This is a genomic window from Phragmitibacter flavus, from assembly GCF_005780165.1.
GTDB classification, from domain to species: Bacteria; Verrucomicrobiota; Verrucomicrobiia; order Verrucomicrobiales; family Verrucomicrobiaceae; genus Phragmitibacter; species Phragmitibacter flavus.
This window is the reverse complement of record NZ_VAUV01000004.1, coordinates 349,325-365,756: the sequence shown is the minus strand read 5'-3', so window position 1 is coordinate 365,756 and position 16,432 is coordinate 349,325. Positions and strand designations below refer to the sequence as shown.

At 60.0% G+C, this 16,432-nt stretch carries 11 protein-coding genes; 7 read left to right on the top strand and 4 right to left on the bottom strand.

What is annotated here, in order from left to right; translation table 11 throughout:
- Positions 1–24: 24 nt before the first annotated feature.
- Entirely contained in the window at positions 25–2,238 is a 2,214-nt protein-coding gene (locus tag FEM03_RS06695; RefSeq protein WP_206170900.1) for an alpha/beta hydrolase family protein, read from the bottom strand.
- A gap of 63 nt (positions 2,239–2,301) precedes the next feature.
- Between FEM03_RS06695 and FEM03_RS06690 the strand changes: the two genes are divergently transcribed.
- A complete protein-coding gene (locus FEM03_RS06690) occupies positions 2,302–3,093 on the top strand; it encodes an SDR family NAD(P)-dependent oxidoreductase (protein ID WP_138085413.1) in 792 nt (263 codons plus the stop codon).
- Positions 3,094–3,514: 421 nt separating this feature from the next.
- Here the strand turns inward: FEM03_RS06690 and FEM03_RS06685 are convergent, their stop codons facing one another.
- Positions 3,515–3,787, bottom strand: a complete 273-nt coding sequence (locus tag FEM03_RS06685; RefSeq protein WP_138085412.1) for an HU family DNA-binding protein — start codon at positions 3,785–3,787, stop codon at positions 3,515–3,517.
- Positions 3,788–3,914: 127 nt separating this feature from the next.
- Here FEM03_RS06685 and FEM03_RS06680 point away from each other — a divergent pair, with 127 nt between their 5' ends.
- A complete protein-coding gene (locus FEM03_RS06680) occupies positions 3,915–4,436 on the top strand; it encodes a gamma carbonic anhydrase family protein (protein ID WP_138085411.1) in 522 nt (173 codons plus the stop codon).
- Positions 4,437–4,485: 49 nt separating this feature from the next.
- The gene (locus FEM03_RS06675) at positions 4,486–4,944 is read left to right on the top strand and encodes a bifunctional nuclease family protein (protein WP_138085410.1); all 459 of its coding nucleotides are present in this window, start codon (positions 4,486–4,488) and stop codon (positions 4,942–4,944) included.
- A gap of 64 nt (positions 4,945–5,008) precedes the next feature.
- On the opposite strand, the gene FEM03_RS06670 is transcribed toward FEM03_RS06675, so the two are convergent.
- Positions 5,009–5,575, bottom strand: a complete 567-nt coding sequence (locus tag FEM03_RS06670; protein WP_138085409.1) for a hypothetical protein — start codon at positions 5,573–5,575, stop codon at positions 5,009–5,011.
- Positions 5,572–11,802, bottom strand: coding sequence for a tetratricopeptide repeat protein (locus tag FEM03_RS06665; protein ID WP_138085408.1), 6,231 nt, complete (start codon positions 11,800–11,802; stop codon positions 5,572–5,574). The genes FEM03_RS06670 and FEM03_RS06665 overlap by 4 nt, the downstream gene beginning before the upstream one ends.
- A gap of 117 nt (positions 11,803–11,919) precedes the next feature.
- On the opposite strand from FEM03_RS06665, the gene FEM03_RS06660 reads away from it, so the two are divergent.
- From FEM03_RS06660 to FEM03_RS06645, 4 genes are read left to right on the top strand one after another with little or no spacing between them, the layout of a single operon-like run.
- Complete coding sequence (locus FEM03_RS06660; RefSeq protein ID WP_138085407.1) at positions 11,920–12,690, top strand: ComFC family protein; 771 nt, start codon at positions 11,920–11,922, stop codon at positions 12,688–12,690.
- 29 nt (positions 12,691–12,719) lie between these two features.
- Entirely contained in the window at positions 12,720–13,562 is an 843-nt protein-coding gene (gene accD, locus FEM03_RS06655) for an acetyl-CoA carboxylase, carboxyltransferase subunit beta (protein WP_138085406.1), read from the top strand.
- Positions 13,563–13,572: 10 nt separating this feature from the next.
- Complete coding sequence (locus FEM03_RS06650) at positions 13,573–14,844, top strand: glycoside hydrolase family 99 protein (RefSeq protein WP_138085405.1); 1,272 nt, start codon at positions 13,573–13,575, stop codon at positions 14,842–14,844.
- Positions 14,845–14,854: 10 nt separating this feature from the next.
- Positions 14,855–16,432: a PQQ-dependent sugar dehydrogenase gene (locus tag FEM03_RS06645; protein WP_138085404.1), complete on the top strand. Its 1,578-nt coding sequence runs from the start codon at positions 14,855–14,857 to the stop codon at positions 16,430–16,432.

Below are 16,432 nucleotides of genomic sequence, written 5' to 3'. Positions count from 1 at the left end.
TGCGCGGCAGTTGTCTGCTTCCATTTACCTTGCGGAGGCGTCGGATTTTTGGAGCCAGTGGACGATGGCAGTTTCCGCTGGGGAGTCTGAGGGCAATTGGGTGAGGGATGGAGCAGCGACGACATCTTTGAAATCGGATTCGCCGATGAGAAGGATCGGGTGCGGGGCGTTGAGGGCGATGAGGCCGGGAAGGTCGAGGTATTTGGCGGCACCGGGGAGGAATTGGGGGTGGCGATAGTCGAGGATCTGGGAGAAACGGAAGCCGTTGGTTTGGGCGGCGAGGTGATTGATGGCATTGCCGGTGAGAGCGCGGGCGGCGATGGCGATGGGTCCGGTTTCGCCGAGGGCAATGACGTCGATGCGGTTGGGGTTCGGATGGTTGCCGACTTTGCTGTTCTGCAGGAAGGTGGTGAGGGTGAGGAGATCGTGGGTGCGTTGGGCGAAGAGGGCGGGATTGTAGCCGTGGGTGTAGCCAGCGAATTGGCGAGGGTTGTCGACGATAGGAGTTTGTTGAGGCGTTTGAGGCTGGAGGCGGAGGTCGGCACTGAGGATGATGTTGCCTTGGTCGAGCAAGGTTTGGACGGTGGGTTTGAGTTTGCCATTGGCCTCGCGAAGGGAATTGCGGCCGTCGTTGTCGAGCCAGAGGATGACTCGCTGGCTGCCTTGTTTGGGGTAGAGCCAGGTGGTCGGAATGGTTTCGTGATGGGTGGTGTTGGTGAGGCTGCCTTGCATTTCGAGATGGGTGGGATGTTCGGTTTTTTCTTCGAGGCCCCAGGTGACTTCACCGGCTTGGGCGTAGGTGCGGCCGATCATCACTTCGAGGGCGGGGGCGATGATTTGTTTGAGGGCTTGGGGGTGTTGGAGCTGTTTTTGGGCGTCGTCATCGAACCAGCGGAGGAGGGTGCGTTCGAAGTCGGTGCCGTTGGATTTGGGGGCGGGGTGCTCGGCATTCCAGACGGTGAGTTGCTCGCGGGTGAGCGGTTCGAAATCGGTTTCGATGATGGGGGATTCGAAGCCGAGTTTGAAGTGGTGATTGAGAAAGGTGTAAAACGCGGAGCGGCTGACGGCGTTGTAGGCGTGGGGAAAGATTTCGCCTCGTTGGAGGAGGAGGTGATCCTTGGGGGCGTTGTAGAGTTGGTAGAGTTTTTGAAGCTCCGGGAAGCCTTTGGTGGCCATTTCTTTCGTCCAGTCGTCGGCGCTGTTCATGCCTTGGGGTTTGGGGGCGAAGAGGGCAGCGAATTCGACGTTGCCGGTGTTGATGCGAAGAAGGGAGGCGTTTTCACAGGTGCAGCCGCCTTGCATGGCGGTGCTGACCATGACGACGGGGAAGGAAAGCTGGATGCGGTCGTCGATGGCGGCGAGAAGCATGGTTTGGGTGCCGCCTCCGCTGGCTCCGGTGATGGCGGTGCGGGTGGGGTCGACCTCGGGAAGGGTGAGAAGGAAGTCGAGGCTGCGGATGGCGTTCCAGGTTTGGATGCCCATGATGTTTTGGAGGTGGGCTTCGGCTTGCGGACTGTAGAGGCCCCAGTTTTCGACGGTGTTCATCTCGGGGCGTTGTTTGGCGAATTTGTGGACAATTTCTTCGGAGAACTGTTGGGCGTCGGAGTCGCTGAGCATGTCCCATTGCCAGACGACGCAGCCCATGGAGGCGAGTTGGTGGCAGAGGGATTGAAAGGTGCTTTGTCCGCCGCGGGTGAAGCGTTCGGCGCCGATGGCGATGTTTTTGCGGACGGTGAGTTCGGGTTCGAGATCGAATCGGGCGTCTTTACGGTGGCCGTGGGCGAAGAGGATGCCGGGGACTTTGCCTCGGGGATTTTTGGGTCGGTAGAGATTGCCAGTGACGAAGAGTCCGGGGGCACTTTGGAAGTAGACTTTTTCAATGGTGTAGGTGCCGCAGTCGATGGGGCTGTGGATGACGGGGTTGAGCGGGGTTTTGGTGGGTAACGGCCAGAGGCCTTGGGAGACGAGGATCTGGCGGCGGACGTAGGTTTTGCGGGGCTCCCATGCGGTGAGGGAAGTTGGGGGATTGAACGGGAAGTAGCCCTTGAGGTCTTTGAGGTCTTGTGCGGGGAGGTCTTGAGCGGGGAGGGGGATGGGAATGTGGAGGAACAGAAGCGCGAGGGGGAAGAGGAGTCGGAAGGTTTGCATGAGGGAGGAGGAGTAGGAGTAAGAGTAAGAGGAGGAGGCGGGCAGCGGGGTGTATACGCGACGACGAGAGGGGTTTTTCTCTGTCTGCAAGGAATGGGTGATTGAGGAATGATTGAAATTTGAAATTGGGGATTTGAGGCTACAGGATGGCGTATGTCTTCTTCACTTCCTCTGGCTGGTCGGGTGGCTTTTGTTTCGGGCACTTCGCGTGGGTTGGGTCAACGTTTTGCGTTAACGCTGGCAGAGGCAGGCGCAGACATTGTTTGCACCAGTCGGACGCTGGATTCACTGCGCGATGTGCAGGAGAAGATCGTGGGGATGGGGCGTCGGTGTCTTGGAGTGGAGCTGGATGTGCGGTCGCTGGACAGCATTGTGGCGGCGATGCAGGAGACGAAGGCGTTTTATGGGAAGCTGGACATCCTGGTGTGCAATGCGGGGTGCAATGTGCGCAAACCGGCGGTGGACGTGACTTGGGACGACTGGAATTTGATTTTGGACACCAACCTGCGTGGCAGCTTCTTCCTGGCTCAGCAGGCGGCGAAGGAGCTGATGATTGATGCGGGGTATGGTCGGGTGATTTTGATTGGATCGGTGACTTGTGTGTCGGGATATGCCGGGCTGGCGCCGTATGGGGCGAGTCGCGGTGGGGTGAAGCAGCTGGCGATGAGTCTGGCGGATGACTGGGGGATTCACGGGATCACGGTGAACGTGCTGGCGCCAGGATGGTTCAAGACGGCGCAGAATGCCGTGCTTTATGAAAACCAGGAGTGGGTGGAGTATTTGAGTGACCGGATTCCGGTGAAGCGTCCGGGTGCAGTGAATGATTTGGATGGCCCGCTGCTGTTTTTGGCAAGCGAGGAGAGTCGTTATGTGACCGCACAGACGCTGTTGGTGGATGGTGGGATCAGTGGTGGAGCGACGAAGGCGATGGTGGTGAAGAAGTAGAGGGAAATCGTCCTCGTCCTCGTTCTCCTACTCGTCCTCGCCACGCAGCGCTTCGCTGGAACGTTGGGATTTCGAGGAAGGAGAGACGATCTTGGCCGGATCTTCCTCCTACTCCTACTCCTACTCCTACTCCTACTCCCCTTTGGCGGGTCGGAGGCTGACTCGCTGCCTAATGAGATTGCGGTCTGAACACGTGCAGCTCTGGAGATGCGTGGATTTCGAGGACGAGTAGGAGAACGAGGACGAAGACGATTTTTTGGGGAGGTGCGTGGGGTGATTTGATGACGCTGGGAGATGGAGGTGTTGGGTGTGGGGAGTAAGAGGAGGAGTAGGAGTAGGAGTAAGAGGCGGAAACAAAAATCGCCTGCGACCACAACGGGCGGCAGGCGATTGGAAAGGGCTGAGTTTCTCCCAGATTCGATTACAGAGTCGCTTTGAGCTTGGAAGAAGGAACGAAACGAACGGTTTTCGAAGCTTTGATCTTCATGGGCTGCTTGGTCTTTGGGTTGCGACCGGTGCGGGCAGCGCGTTTGGCGACTTTGAAGGTGCCGAAGCCGATGAGCTGGACAGGGCTGGTTTTGACACCTTTGGCAATGGCTTTGAGGACGGCGTCAAGGGCTTCGCCGGCGGCGCGTTTGGAGGTGTCGCCTCCGAGGATTTTTTGGATGGCTTCAGTAAGTTCTGCCTTGTTCATGATGTGTTATAGAAGTGATCTAGGGTTGATGTAGCGTCCTCAGCGGAAGTTCACGCGAGGTTTCGCTGTTGTTATCAAAGGATTCAACGGTAGCGTCAACTTCAAATCGATAGATTTTGCTTCCTCCATGAAACGCTTTTTGCTGCCTGAACATGCGCCTGAAATTGATGCGTCTGCCTTCGTGGCGAAGGGTGCGGTGGTGGTGGGATCGGTGAAAATTGGAGCGCGGGCAAGTGTCTGGTTTGGCTGTGTGTTGCGGGGGGACATCAATCACATTGAAATCGGGCCTGAGAGCAACGTGCAGGACGGGACGATTGTGCATGTTTCGGACGATTTTGCCGCAGTGGTGGGCGCGCGGGTGAGCATTGGGCATCGGGCGATCATCCATGCTTGCACGATTGGTGACGAGACGCTGGTGGGGATGGGGGCGATTGTGATGGACGGGGCGGTGATCGGGGCGCGATGTGTGATTGCGGCGGGAGCATTGGTGACCAAGGGCATGGTGGTGCCGGATGGCTCGCTGGTGATGGGGGCGCCGGCGAAGGTGGTGCGGGCGTTGAGTGAGGAGGAACAGGAGCGCAACGTGGCGCTGGCGGCGAAGTATGTGGAGTCGTCGGGGAGGTTCAAGGAGTTGGGATACGAGATTTGAATTTGAGATTTGGGTTTGAGAGGGGGCGGGGGCTTGCTAGAGTGGAGGGATGAACAAGGATGTGGTTGCTGTGAAGCTGCGCAATGTGCTGGCGATGGACCAGGGTCATGCGGTGTTTTTGGGGAATGAGGAGAAGACCTTTGTGATTTTTGTCGATGAATCAGTGGGCAAGGCAATCAGCATGTCGATGCGCGGTCGGGTGCAGGAGCGGCCGATGACGCATGACCTGGTGGGCCATATGATGATGGCGTTTGGGGCAAAAATCGACCGGGTGATCATCAATGCGCTGGATGGCGGGGTGTATTATGCGCGCATCATTTTGAGCGCGGAGAACGAGGTGCAGCAGCGCAAGGTGGTGGAGCTGGATGCGCGTCCGAGTGACAGCATTGCCCTGGCGGTGGCACAAAATGCGCCGATCTTTGTGGCGCGTGAGGTTTGGGAGGCGGTAGACGATGTGGGCGATGCGCTGGAGGATATCCAGAAGCGCGGCCCGGAGGATGAGGAGTGAAAAAAAGTAGAAGGGCCGTCCCGGCCCTTGTGGGATTTTCAAGGAAAGGCTCGGGACGAGCCTTCTACTTTCTCAGGATGTTTTTGACTTCGTCTTCGGTGTAGCCGGGCTTGTTGGTTTGTTCCATGTAGGGACGATTGCTGGTCTCCAGGGCTTTGCGGGCGGTGGGTTCGTCGCGGGTGCGGAAAACGTTGCCGGATTCGCGGAAGGTGCTGCCGCTGTTGCGGTTTTCCTGGTTTTGAAAGCGGCTGTTGCTGGTGGCGAAGGTGCTGTCGGAATCGCGAAATTGGTCGTCTGATCCGTTGAAGGTGGAGCTGGCGTCGCGAGAAGTTTTGGTGGCCCCCTGGAAAGTGCCTTCTTTGATTTCCTTTTTGCCGGAGGTGAACTTTTGTTTTTTGCCGCTGCGGTAGTCGGTGGTGCGGAAGTCGGCTCCGGTGCGGTATTGTTTGTCGGTTTTGACGCTTTTGTTGGTGCCTTCGAAGCTGCTGCGACGGGAGGTGTCCCATTTCACGTTGGTGAGGCGGCCTTCGAGTCGGGGCTGTTCGGTGTCTTTGCTGGCACTGGAACCGTTGCTGGAGCAGGAGGCCGTGAGTAACAGGAGGAGGAAGGTGGCGATGGGGCGGAGAATCATGATGGCGGCGCGGGGGCGGGGGCGGGTGGCTGGCTGGCCAGGAACAGGGCTTCTTGCAGCACGCTGTCTGGCAGGTGGTATTTTGCCAGTTGAGTGGGGAGTTGGTCAAGCTTGTTCCATCCGCGATAGAGTTCGACGAGCAGGGGGGCGAGGCCTTCGGTCATGCCGTGGTGTTCTTTAAGGAGGAGGTTTTCGGCGGCTTCGTAACGGTGCTGCCGCAGGAGAAAGCGGGCGTGGCTTTCGATGAGGGGGGGATGGCTGCTGGCGGTGTTGCGCAGGCGTTGAAGCGAGAAGTCGTAGAGTTCTTCAGCGAGGTCGTTGCGACCGATTTGGGCGAACGCCTCGGCGTAGGGGGCGGTGTTGGAGCTGCCGGGGAAGGTGGTGCGGACGAGTCGGGCGAAAAGTTCGTCAATGGAATGGCGGTCGCCGAGGGCGTGATGGACGGGAAGGATGGCAGGGGAGTTGCGCAACCCGCCGTCTTCGCCGGTGAGGGCGGTTTGCAGGGCCCACTGGGGTTTTTGATGGTTGAGCAGGGTGGTGACGGTGAGTTCGCGGGCGTTTTCGACGGGAGTGGCGGGATTTTCCCAAGGACGGGAGAGGTTGGTGAGGTCGGAGTCGGTGAGGAGGGGCGCAAAGGTGGCGAGGGCGAGGGAGGTGACGGGGTGGCGGGGGAGGTTGGGCTGACGGAGAACCTTCAGCCAGGCCTGGGCGCGGGGACCGGTGGACTCGCGTTGCAGGAAGGTGGTCATGGCGGTGAGGGCGTCGCGATCATCGGTGAAAGCGCGCAGCCAGGCGGCAATGCGGGGCTGGTCGGTGGCGGGGGACCAGCTGGGGTTGATGGCGGCGAGGCGGAGTTGTTCGAGGCGAAGTTTGAAGCGTTCGGTATTGTCGCGCACAGCGCGTTCGGCGCGCAGCAGCAGGCTTTGGGCTTCGGTGAGGCGCTGGTGCTCGGCGAGAACGCGGCTGAGGATGAGCACGCCGCCGGTGTAGGTGGGTCCGCTGGAGCCGGGGGCACCGGGGTTGGAGATGGACAGAGAATTGGCGTTTGAGGAGGCGGTGGTGACGCGGCTGCCGGGGGTGCCGGAGACGACGTTCATGAGCTGGCGCATTTCGTCCCAGAGGCCGGTTTCGGCGACCAGTTCGGCGCGCATTTCGAAGGCTTCACGGACGGGATCGTTCCAAAAGTTGATGAGCGGGATCTCACGCAGGGCGGCAAGGGCGCGGTTGCGATTGCCCTGACGGCGGAGAAGACGGGCGCGGTGCAGGCTGGCTTCGAGGTCGCGTGGCCAGAGCCGGTGCATTTCCTCCCAGGCGGCAAGGGCTCCGGGGTGGTCGTTGCGGGCTTCGAGCATGAGGGCGAGTTCTTTCAGGTAGGGGACGGGTTCGGGGACGCGACCGGGAGAACTTTTGGTGCTGGTGTCGGGCAGATAGGCGAGCTGGCGCAGGCGGGCGAGATCGTGAAGGCGGGCAAGATGGCGGGAGTGTTCTTCGCGCAGGGTCTCGTCGATTCCCTGGGGTTTGAAGTGGACCTGGGCGGGGAGGGTTTTTTCGATGTATTCAATCGCGACGGCGCTTTCCCCGGAGTTTTCGCAGGCGCGGCGGAATTGCTGGCTGTATTCGTCGTTGGCGGGGGAGCGGGGGATGAGGCGTTGGTAAACTTCGATGGCTTCGCGGGAATAACCCTGATTTTCGAGGAAGTTGCCGAGATCGAGCATGAAGTCGACGCTGTCGTCGGATTGCAAAACGTTGCGGACGAGGCGGAGGCGTTCGGGGTAGTCAGCAAAACGCAGCTGGCGGAGGAGGACGCTGTTGCGCCAGGCGTTAAACTCAAAAGTGGCGCGGGAGCCGAGGGCGACGCCGGCGTTGCGACGGTTGGTGGCGTCGTTGAGTTGATCGAGGATGGGGCTGAGGCCGTCATAGCGAAAGATTTCGGCGTATTGGCGGAGGTCGGTCCAGTAATCGCGCATGTGGGTGAGGGAGTCGATGCGCGGTCCTGGGTTCACGCCGGGCGGCAGGCGTCCGATGAGGGGTTCGGCGAAGGCGCGGGCGGCGGGAAGCTGGACGGCGGCGATGCGGCTAAGCTGGCGGGCGCTGGGTTCGGTGATGCCGGCGATACCGAGGAGACGGGCTTTGCGCAGGTCGTCGGCGGTGGAGGGAGGGAGTTGATTGAGGCGGCGGAGGCTTTCGCTCAGGAGGTGTTCGCGTTCGTGCGGGTCGGTGCTGAGGCCCCAAAGGCGGCTGAAGCTTTGGATGAAACCCTGATGATGGTCGCCGACGGCGGGATGGAGGGGGCGGGACCAGATTTCGAGGTAGTAAGGGCGCTGGCGGTTGCCCTGGCGGCTGCTTTCGGCGATGCGGGCGAGTTCGAGGAGATGTTCGACGGAGAGCGGCGCAGAGATCTCGCGCATGGCTTCGGCGAGGTCCAGGGCGAGGTCGTGGTCGTGGCGGTTTTCGAGTTTTTTGGCGAGTTCGATGATCTCGGTGTTGCTGAAGATGCGGCTGCTGCCGAGGGTGCGGGCGTCCTGGGGGGTGAGGTGGAAGGTGTGTTCGTCGCAAATAACGGTGAGGGCGGCGTAGGCGAGGTTTTTGCGGGCGGTTCGGTCGTTGTCGGGGGCGTTAATGATCCAGTCGACGATGAGGCTGGGGTTGTGGGATTTGAGGGCAAGCCAGACGAGGAGGAAGCGGCTTTCGAGGTTTTTGCGAAGGTAGAGGAGGCGGGTGATTTGTTCGCGCAGGGCGTCGCGGTTTTGACTGAAGTAGTGGAACCAGGCGCTCTCGATTTCGCTGAGGCCGTCGGGCAGAGCGAGAGCGGGTGGGTTGGGAAGGGTGACGAGCTCCTGGATGGCGCGCAGGCGGACGGGGGCGGGGTCGTCGGGGAGTTCGACGAATTCGGGGCGCGGAAGACTGAGGAAGAGGCGCAGGCGGTCGCGTTCGGCGGGTTCGAGGCCGGGGGCGCTTTCGAGGGAGTTGATGAGCAGGCTGGGACTGGTGGGCGAGGGGAATTTTTCGTCGAAGATGGGCCATGGCCAGCGTTCGGGAGTGTTGGCTAGGTCGGGGTTGACGGTGGCGGGGATGGTGGCGAGCAGTCGGATCAGGGTGTTGCGCGCAGCTGGGTGGTCGCCGAGTTTTTTCTGCTGGAGGGCGAGGCGCAGGAGGTGGGTGGCGTCCCAACTGCGGATGCGCACGAGTTGTTCGAGGACGCGTCGTGCGGCGTCGTCCTGGGCGGTTTCGGTGTAATAAAGTGCAAGTTCTTCGAGGGCGGTGGGGTCCTGGGAGAAGCGGGCTTCGAGACGGCGGCGGGCGAGGTCGGCTTCGCCCATGCGGAAGTCGCTTTCGAGAAGCTGGACGAGCTGGCGCCATTCGGTGGCTTGATCGGGAGCGGCGGCGAGGGCGGCGATTTGTTTTTGGAAATAGATGGCGCTTTTGATGTCGCCGACGCGCAAGGCGGCGAGGCGCAGCTGGTCGAGGGAGAAGGGGGTGTCGGGGGCGGTGTAGTAGGCCTGCTTCATGGCGGCGAAGGCTTTGGTGTCGTCGCCTTCGCGCTGATAGATGTGGGCGAGGGCTTCGTTCCAGAATGCTTCGAAGGGATCGCGGCGGGCGCGGTCGAGGAGGAGCATTTTGATTTTGGAGAGGCGGGCGATGCGTTCGTCTTCGGGGAGTTCGCCCTGCACGGCGTCGGCCCAGAGGAGGCGTTCGATGGCGCGTTGGAAGAAGTCGCGGCGGCGTTTGATGTCGGGCTCCTGTTCGATCAGGCGGATCTGAGTTTGAAGGTATTCGTCGTGGCGGCGCTGGGCGATGAGGAGTTCGCCGTAGCGTTCGAGGATGGGGCTGGTTTTTCCGACGGCATTGCGGGCGGCATTTTCCCAGAGGGCGAGGGCTTTGTCGCGCTGGCCGCTTTCGAGGTAGAACTGGGCGAGGGCGGAAAGGATGGTGTCGTTGGCGGGATCGGTATTGATGAGGTCTTCGAGGATGGTGACGGCGGTGAGGAGGCCTTGCTGGCCGTTGCGGCGGGCTTCAAGTTCGGCAAGACGGAGGTGGCAGGCGGTGCGACTGGCGGGATCGAGCTGGGCGAGGCGGCGCAGTTGGGCGATGGCGGGCTCAGGTTGTTTGTCGGCATTGAGGAGGAGGACTTCGAGATAGAGTTTTTCGACTTCGAGGGTGGGGTCGAGCCGCTGGCCGGCGGGGCCGTGGGTGAGGTGCTGGAGCAGCAGGGTGGCAGTGCCGGGCTGGCCGGTGCGCAGGCTCCACCAAGCGGCGCGTTGGATGCGTTGGGGGTCGGGGGGAGGGGAGGATGGGGTGGTCAGGCCATCGCGGAGCCAGGAATCGAAAGGTGAAGGGGCGGCGGTGAGGGCGAGCCGGAGGAGCGGGCGGTAAATCTGGTGGAGGGCAGAGGTGGCGAGATTTTGCGCGTAGTCGGTGAGGGTTTCGGGGACGGTGGGTGGTTTTTCGGGAGGGGCTTCGCTGCCAAAACCTTCGCCGGAGAACATGGCGGGAAGGGTAAACTCAGTGGGGGGCTCGACGGGATTGGTGAGGAGTTTGGCTCCCTGTTCGCCGCTAAGCACGGAGGCGAGTCGTTCGTCGACATCGGCGCGTTGTTCGTCGGTGGTGCTGAGGGTCCAGGCGCGTTCGAGGAGGCTGTGGGCTTCATCGGTGGCGTTGCGTTGGGCGAGGACATCGGCGAGGCGGAGCAGTTCTGGCTGTCCGGCTTCGGGGGTGGCGAGGGCGCTGCGGGCGGCGTTTTCGGCGGCTTGCAGGTCGGGACTGCTGGAGAGGAAGCTGGCGACGTCGTTGAGGCGGCGTTGTTTTTCCTCGGGTGGGGAAGTCTGGATGTAGCGCTCGAAAAGCTGTTCGACGGCTTTGTGGTTGCCGCGGGTGCGCTGGAAGGTGGCGAGTTCGAAGAGGGACTCGGGTTTGCCGGGGGTGCGGTCGATGCGTTTTTCGAGGATGGATTCGATGAGGGGATCGAGGGATTTTTGACGGGCGAAGGTGAGGACTAGTTTTTCGACTTCGGGGTCGGCGGACTGTTGTTGGAGAAGTTGCTGGAGGAGGGCGATGGACTTGTCGGTTTCGGTGAGAAGAAGGTGGGTTTGGGCGCGCAGAAGGATGAGTTGGGCCCGGTCGCTGCCGTCGCGTTTGAGGTAGGGGTCGATGAGGGCGGCGGCTTCGGCGGCTTCGTTGTGGTCGATGAGCGCGGTGACGAGTTCCCAGCGATGGGCGAGGTTGTCGGGAAACTGGGTGACGAGTTCGCGCAGCCATTTGATGCGCTCTTCGCCGTCGACGACCTGGGAGGCGTAGCGGGCGAGGTTGTTGAGGGCCTTTTCGGTGACCGGTTTTTGCGCGGCGTCGCGGAGCAGTTGTTGTTTGAGGGCGTCCAGCTGGTCGAAGCGTTCGTGGAGTTTGACGAGGCGTTGGAAGAACTGGCCGTAGCGCCAGTCTTTGTCGTGGAGGAGGTCGAGGCCTTGTTGCAGGGCGGCGGCGGCGGGTTTGAATTGGCCGGCCTGTTCGTGCAGGCGGGAGAGATCAAAGAGGGCGTCGAGTTTGACGGTGGGATCGGGCGCGGCTTCGACGAGGCGCTGCATGATGGCGAGGGTGTTGTCGATCATCCCGGCGCCGAGGAGCAGTCGGGAGGCTTCGCGCAGCAGGGTGGTGTCGGCAGGACGAAGGGCGAGGGCTTGTTCGCAGGCTTTGGCGGCGTCGTCCGGGCGGTTGAGGGCGAGGAGCTGGGTGGCTTGCTGGAGGAGGAGTTGGGCGTGGCGGGGATCGGTGCTGGGGACGGTGGCGGTGAGTTTTTGCAGGTAGGTGAGGGCGGTGGCGGGATCGCCGTTTTGCTGCATGAGTTCACTGACGGCGGTGAGGGCGGCGGGGTGTTCGGGTTGTTGTTTGAGGAGTTCCTGGTAGCGGGCGAGGGCTTCGTCGAGGCGTCCGGCTTTTTGCAGGAGCTGGGCGTGGATGAGGATGACGTTGGGATGGGGCTGCTGGGCGGCTTGGGCAGCGATGCTTTCGAGCAGAAAAGGGGTCTGCTGGTGTTTGTCGTAGAGGGACCAGAGGAGGTCGAGGACGCGGGTGTCGTCGGGTTTTTCAACCAGCAGGCCGAGGTATTCAGTGGCGAGACGGGTTTCCTTGTCGGTCCAAGATGTGGTGGTCTGGGCGGGGAGTGGGGATGGTGACCAAAGGGCACCGGTAAGGGCGAGTGCCAGGGCAAGGAAGCGACGGAATCGCGTGGTCATCAATCATAGCATACGCTGGACCAGTGCGATTTTACAATGGGGGTTTTGGAATGAGCGGGTGGGATTGCTGTTCAATTGCTTTGACAGGGTTGCGGGTCTGCGCTCCGTGGGGCTGGCATGCTTCGACTTCCCGCAGCAATCTCCAGGTCGGCTTCGAGGCTGATGGATCTGGTGTTTCCGCCGCATTGTGAGGTTTGCGATCAAAGTCTGCATGGGGTTCGCGAGGGGGCGGAACGGTGGCTTTGCTGGACGTGCTGGGACAGCTTGCCAGTGCTGGCACCTCCCTATTGCAAGGTTTGCGGGGAGGCTTTTGACGGGCAAATCACGGATGAATTCCAGTGTGGGAACTGTCGAGAGCGAACCTTCCATTTTGAGTTCGCGGTGGCGGCGTTTCAGGCGCAGGGGGCGTTGCGGCATCTCGTGCACCGGTTCAAATATCAGCGGGAGCTGCATTTGCGCGGGCTGCTGGGTCGGCTGGCTTCGCAGGTGTTTCGCGATGCGCGGTTGCGGGACTTGAATGCGGCGGAGTGGGTGCTGGTGCCGGTGCCATTGCATGCGTTGCGCCAGTGGTATCGGGGGTTCAATCAGTCGTGGGAGCTGTGCCGGGAGTTGTCGCGAATCAGCGGGATAAAGACGGTCAATGGGTTAAAACGGGTAAAATTCACCAAAGCGCAGGCGAAGTTGACCCGCAGGGCGCGGCTGGAGAATCTGGGCAGCAGTTTTGCGTTGCGTCAGATGGAACGCTGGCGCGGGGTGTTGAAGGGCAAAAAGGTGCTGCTGGTGGACGATGTGTTGACCACCGGTTCCACGACCAATGAGTGTGCAAAAGTGCTGCGTCGCGAAGGAGAGGTTGAAAAGGTGGTTGTGATCAGCCTCGCCCGCAGTTAGTATGGCGATTCACTTTGCAACAACAGCCCATGGGATTCTTCAAAAAACGTTCTCTTAACGAGCTTGGCGAAAAGAAAAAGGACATGCCTGAGGGCGTCTGGGTCAAATGCCCTTCCTGCGGCGAAAGCCTTTACGATCAGACGCTGGCCAAAAACATGCGTGTCTGCACGCATTGCAGTTATCACTTCACGCTGAGCGCGGCCGAGCGGCTCGAAACTCTGGTGGATGAGGAGAGTTTTGAAGAAATCGATGCGGCGCTGGATTCGGTGAATCCGCTGGGTTTTGACAATTATTTGGGCAAGGTGAAGGCGTATCAGGCCAAAACCGGGCTGACGGAGGCCGTTGTCACCGGACGTGCGACGATTGGTGGCCACCGGGTGGTGTTGGCGATCATGGATTTCCGGTTCCTCGGCGCCAGCATGGGCAGTGTGGTGGGGGAGAAAATCACCCGCGCGATTGAAACGGCGACGACGGAGAATCGGGCGGTGATCGTTTTTTCGGCCTCAGGCGGTGCGCGGATGCACGAGGGGATTCTCAGCCTGATGCAGATGGCCAAAACTTGCGGTGCTCTGGCGCGTCATCACGATGCCAAGCTTCCTTACATTTCCGTGCTGACGCATCCGACGACGGGCGGGGTCACGGCGAGTTTTGCCACAGTGGGCGATCTCAACCTCGCCGAGCCGAAATGCATGATTGGCTTTGCGGGTCCACGGGTGGTGAAAGAGACGACGCACAGCGATCTTCCTCCGGGTTTCCAAACTGCAGAATTTCTCAAGGACCACGGGCTCATCGACATGATCGTGCCGCGTCATGAGATGCAGCAAACGCTCGCTCGGGTGCTCGGCTATTTGCTGAATGGCGTGAGCCGTTAGGTCGGTTTCGATGAGCGCTTTTTGGATTCATCTCGCCGCCGTCTTGATGGGTGTGGGTGGCGGGTCAGTCATCGCTCTAGGCGGAGATGTCGTTGATGCGACTTCGCTTCGCGGCAAGGTGTTGGCGGGTTATCAGGGATGGTTTCGTGCGCCGGGGGATGCGCAGAATGTGGGGTGGATTCATTGGAGCCGCGATGATAAAAAGATCACCGCAGAAACGCTGTCGGTCGAGATGTGGCCGGACATGGCGGAATACTCGGTTGAAGAAAAATTCGCGGCACCAGGATGGACGCACCGGGATGGTTTGCAGGCATATCTGTTCAGTTCGGACCATCCCAAGACGGTGAAACGTCATTTTAAGTGGATGCGGGATTACGGCATCGACGGCGTGTGGTTGCAGCATTTTGTGGTGGACCTTCCCGGTGCTCCGGCGGAGTCCCGATATGAGTCCCGATATGAGTCGCGGTTGCGCGTGCTTCAACATGTCCGTGATGCTGCGAAAGCCACCGGTCGCGTGTGGGCACTGACTTTCGATATGACGGGCATCAAGGCGGCAAAGGTCGTTGATCTGATCATCCCTGAGTGGAAAAAACTCGTCGATGCAGGCATTTTGAAGGACGGACGGTATGTTCATGAAAACGGCAAACCGGTGGTGATGTTGTTTGGGCTTTACCGGCAATCAACCGTCAACGACATGACGACCGAGGTGGCGAATCAGTTGATCGATTTCTTCCAGCAGCCGGGTCCTTATCAAGCCTTTTTGGGCGGTGCTGGTGAGTGGCATTGGCGCCGCAATGACGATCCTGCATGGCAAAAAGTGTTCCGTCGTTTGGATGCGATTTCGCCTTGGAATCCCGGCAATTATGAAGTCCGGGCCGATGGTGAGAAGCGCGCCACCACCAACTATTGGGCGGCCGACAAGGCGGAATGCGATGCGCACGACATCCTGTGGATTCCGACCGTTTATCCCGGTTTTGGCTGGGACAATTTGAAGAAACAGGCGCAGGGGAAATCGGGAATTCCGCGTCGTGGTGGAAATTTTTTGTGGGAGCAGTTTCACGAGTTGTCGAAGCTCGGTGCTGATAGCGCCATGGTGGCGATGTTTGATGAAGTGGATGAAGCGACGGCGATTTTCAAGGTGACCAATGATCCACCCGTTCAGGCCAGTCTTGGAACTTATGAAGGTTTGCCGTCCGACTGGTATCTGCGGCTGGTGGGGGAAGCAACCAGACGGCTGCGGGAGAAAGTTCAGGTGCCACCGCAGGTTCCCATTGAGCCTTGAGGCAACGTTCATGATGATCCTTCGCTCCATTCTTATCTTCCTAGGGCTAAGTTTGCCGCTTCATGCGGCTTCGAACGGAGCCCAACTTTACGAGCAACACTGTGCTCTTTGTCACGGCGTGCAGGGCACCGGCATTCCCGGCGTGTTTCCGCCACTGGCCAACGCGGATTTTTTGAAGAGTCATCGCGAAAAGTCGCTGCGTGCTCCTCTGGAGGGATTGTCGGAAAAGATCACCGTCAATGGCGTTGCCTATCACGGTGCCATGCCGCCGGTGTTGCTCGGTGATGAGGATCTTGCGGCGGTGTTTTCATATGTCTTTTCCTCGTGGGGCAATCAGCTTCCGGCACCTTCTGTCGAAGAGATCCGAAGTCTGCGGGCGAAGACAAAACATCCGACGCTCGATTCTTTGCAGGCATCCATGGTGGGTCAACAGCTCCCCACACCGCCGGAAGGATGGGATTTGCGGGTTGCTGCGGAACTGAGCTTTTCGCCGGTGCGTCTTGCCATGCATGCCAATGGTCGGCAGGTGCTTGCACTTTCGCGACAAGGCGACATCTGGTTGTGGAATCCTGATCAAACTCACCTGACGCGATTGATCGAAGCGTCGAGTTATCTCGACCCATCGCTCGGCTCGCCATCGTCCATGGGATTAACGGTTGATCGCGAGGGCAGGCTTTATGTGACCTGCAATCAGCGCAATGAGAAGACCAATCCGGTCAGCAATGAGGTGACCATCTTTCGCAGTGAACCGTGGTCGAAGGAAGATGATCGTTCCTGGCAAAAGTTCACGCCCTGGCTTCGCGCGAGTTATCCTTTTGGCATCGGACCTTACAACCATGGGCTTTCGCACATCGCCCAAGGTCCGGACGGCATGATGTATGTCACCAGCGGTGCCCGCACGGATGGCGGCGAATCCGGTGATCTGCCGAATTACGATCAATCAGGCGAACATCATCTCACTGCGACTCTTTGGCGGCTCAATCCCGATGAGACACCCCCTCGAATCGAGATCTTTGCCCGTGGACTGCGCAACAGCTACGGTTTCTGTTGGGATAATCGGGGCCGCCTTTTTGCCACCGAAAACGGACCCGATGCCGACCCTCCTGAAGAACTCAACCTCATCGAAGAAGGCAGGCACTATGGCTTCCCGTATCAGTATGCCGACTGGACCAACAAGCCATATCCTCACAGCCCGGACCTGCCTGCGGGAATCGAAGTCACTCAACCCATCCGAAATTCTACCGACTCTCTTTCCACCTTCGAGGCGCATTCCTGTCCGTCGGGGATTATCTGGCTGGATCACACCTGGCCCAAACCCTTTGCCGATACTTTGTTGACGGCCCGTTTCGGCAATCTTCTCAAACGCGAAAAGGATGTGGGTTTTGACGTGGTTCACATTCAACCCAATGAGTCATCGAATCGCAGCGCCAAGGTCACCACCTTGCTGGCACCGCTTGGTCGGCCCATCGATCTTCTGGTGCTGCCTGGTCATCAAATCCTTATCGCGGAATACTGTCGCGGCGTCACCTTTGCTGCGGGAATTGGCACCCCGGGTCGATTGTTAATCCTGCGCCCGAAATCAAAGTAA

Bases quoted from the DNA above. Each gene is read 5' to 3' on its own strand.
- FEM03_RS06670 (WP_138085409.1), bottom strand. From the start codon at position 5,575: ATGATTCTCCGCCCCATCGCCACCTTCCTCCTCCTGTTACTCACGGCC.
- FEM03_RS06685 (WP_138085412.1), bottom strand. From the start codon at position 3,787: ATGAACAAGGCAGAACTTACTGAAGCCATCCAAAAAATCCTCGGAGGC.
- FEM03_RS06650 (WP_138085405.1), top strand. From the start codon at position 13,573: ATGAGCGCTTTTTGGATTCATCTCGCCGCCGTCTTGATGGGTGTGGGT.
- FEM03_RS06645 (WP_138085404.1), top strand. From the start codon at position 14,855: ATGATGATCCTTCGCTCCATTCTTATCTTCCTAGGGCTAAGTTTGCCG.
- FEM03_RS06690 (WP_138085413.1), top strand. From the start codon at position 2,302: ATGTCTTCTTCACTTCCTCTGGCTGGTCGGGTGGCTTTTGTTTCGGGC.
- FEM03_RS06680 (WP_138085411.1), top strand. From the start codon at position 3,915: ATGAAACGCTTTTTGCTGCCTGAACATGCGCCTGAAATTGATGCGTCT.
- FEM03_RS06660 (WP_138085407.1), top strand. From the start codon at position 11,920: ATGCTTCGACTTCCCGCAGCAATCTCCAGGTCGGCTTCGAGGCTGATG.
- accD (WP_138085406.1), top strand. From the start codon at position 12,720: ATGGGATTCTTCAAAAAACGTTCTCTTAACGAGCTTGGCGAAAAGAAA.
- FEM03_RS06665 (WP_138085408.1), bottom strand. From the start codon at position 11,802: ATGACCACGCGATTCCGTCGCTTCCTTGCCCTGGCACTCGCCCTTACC.
- FEM03_RS06675 (WP_138085410.1), top strand. From the start codon at position 4,486: ATGAACAAGGATGTGGTTGCTGTGAAGCTGCGCAATGTGCTGGCGATG.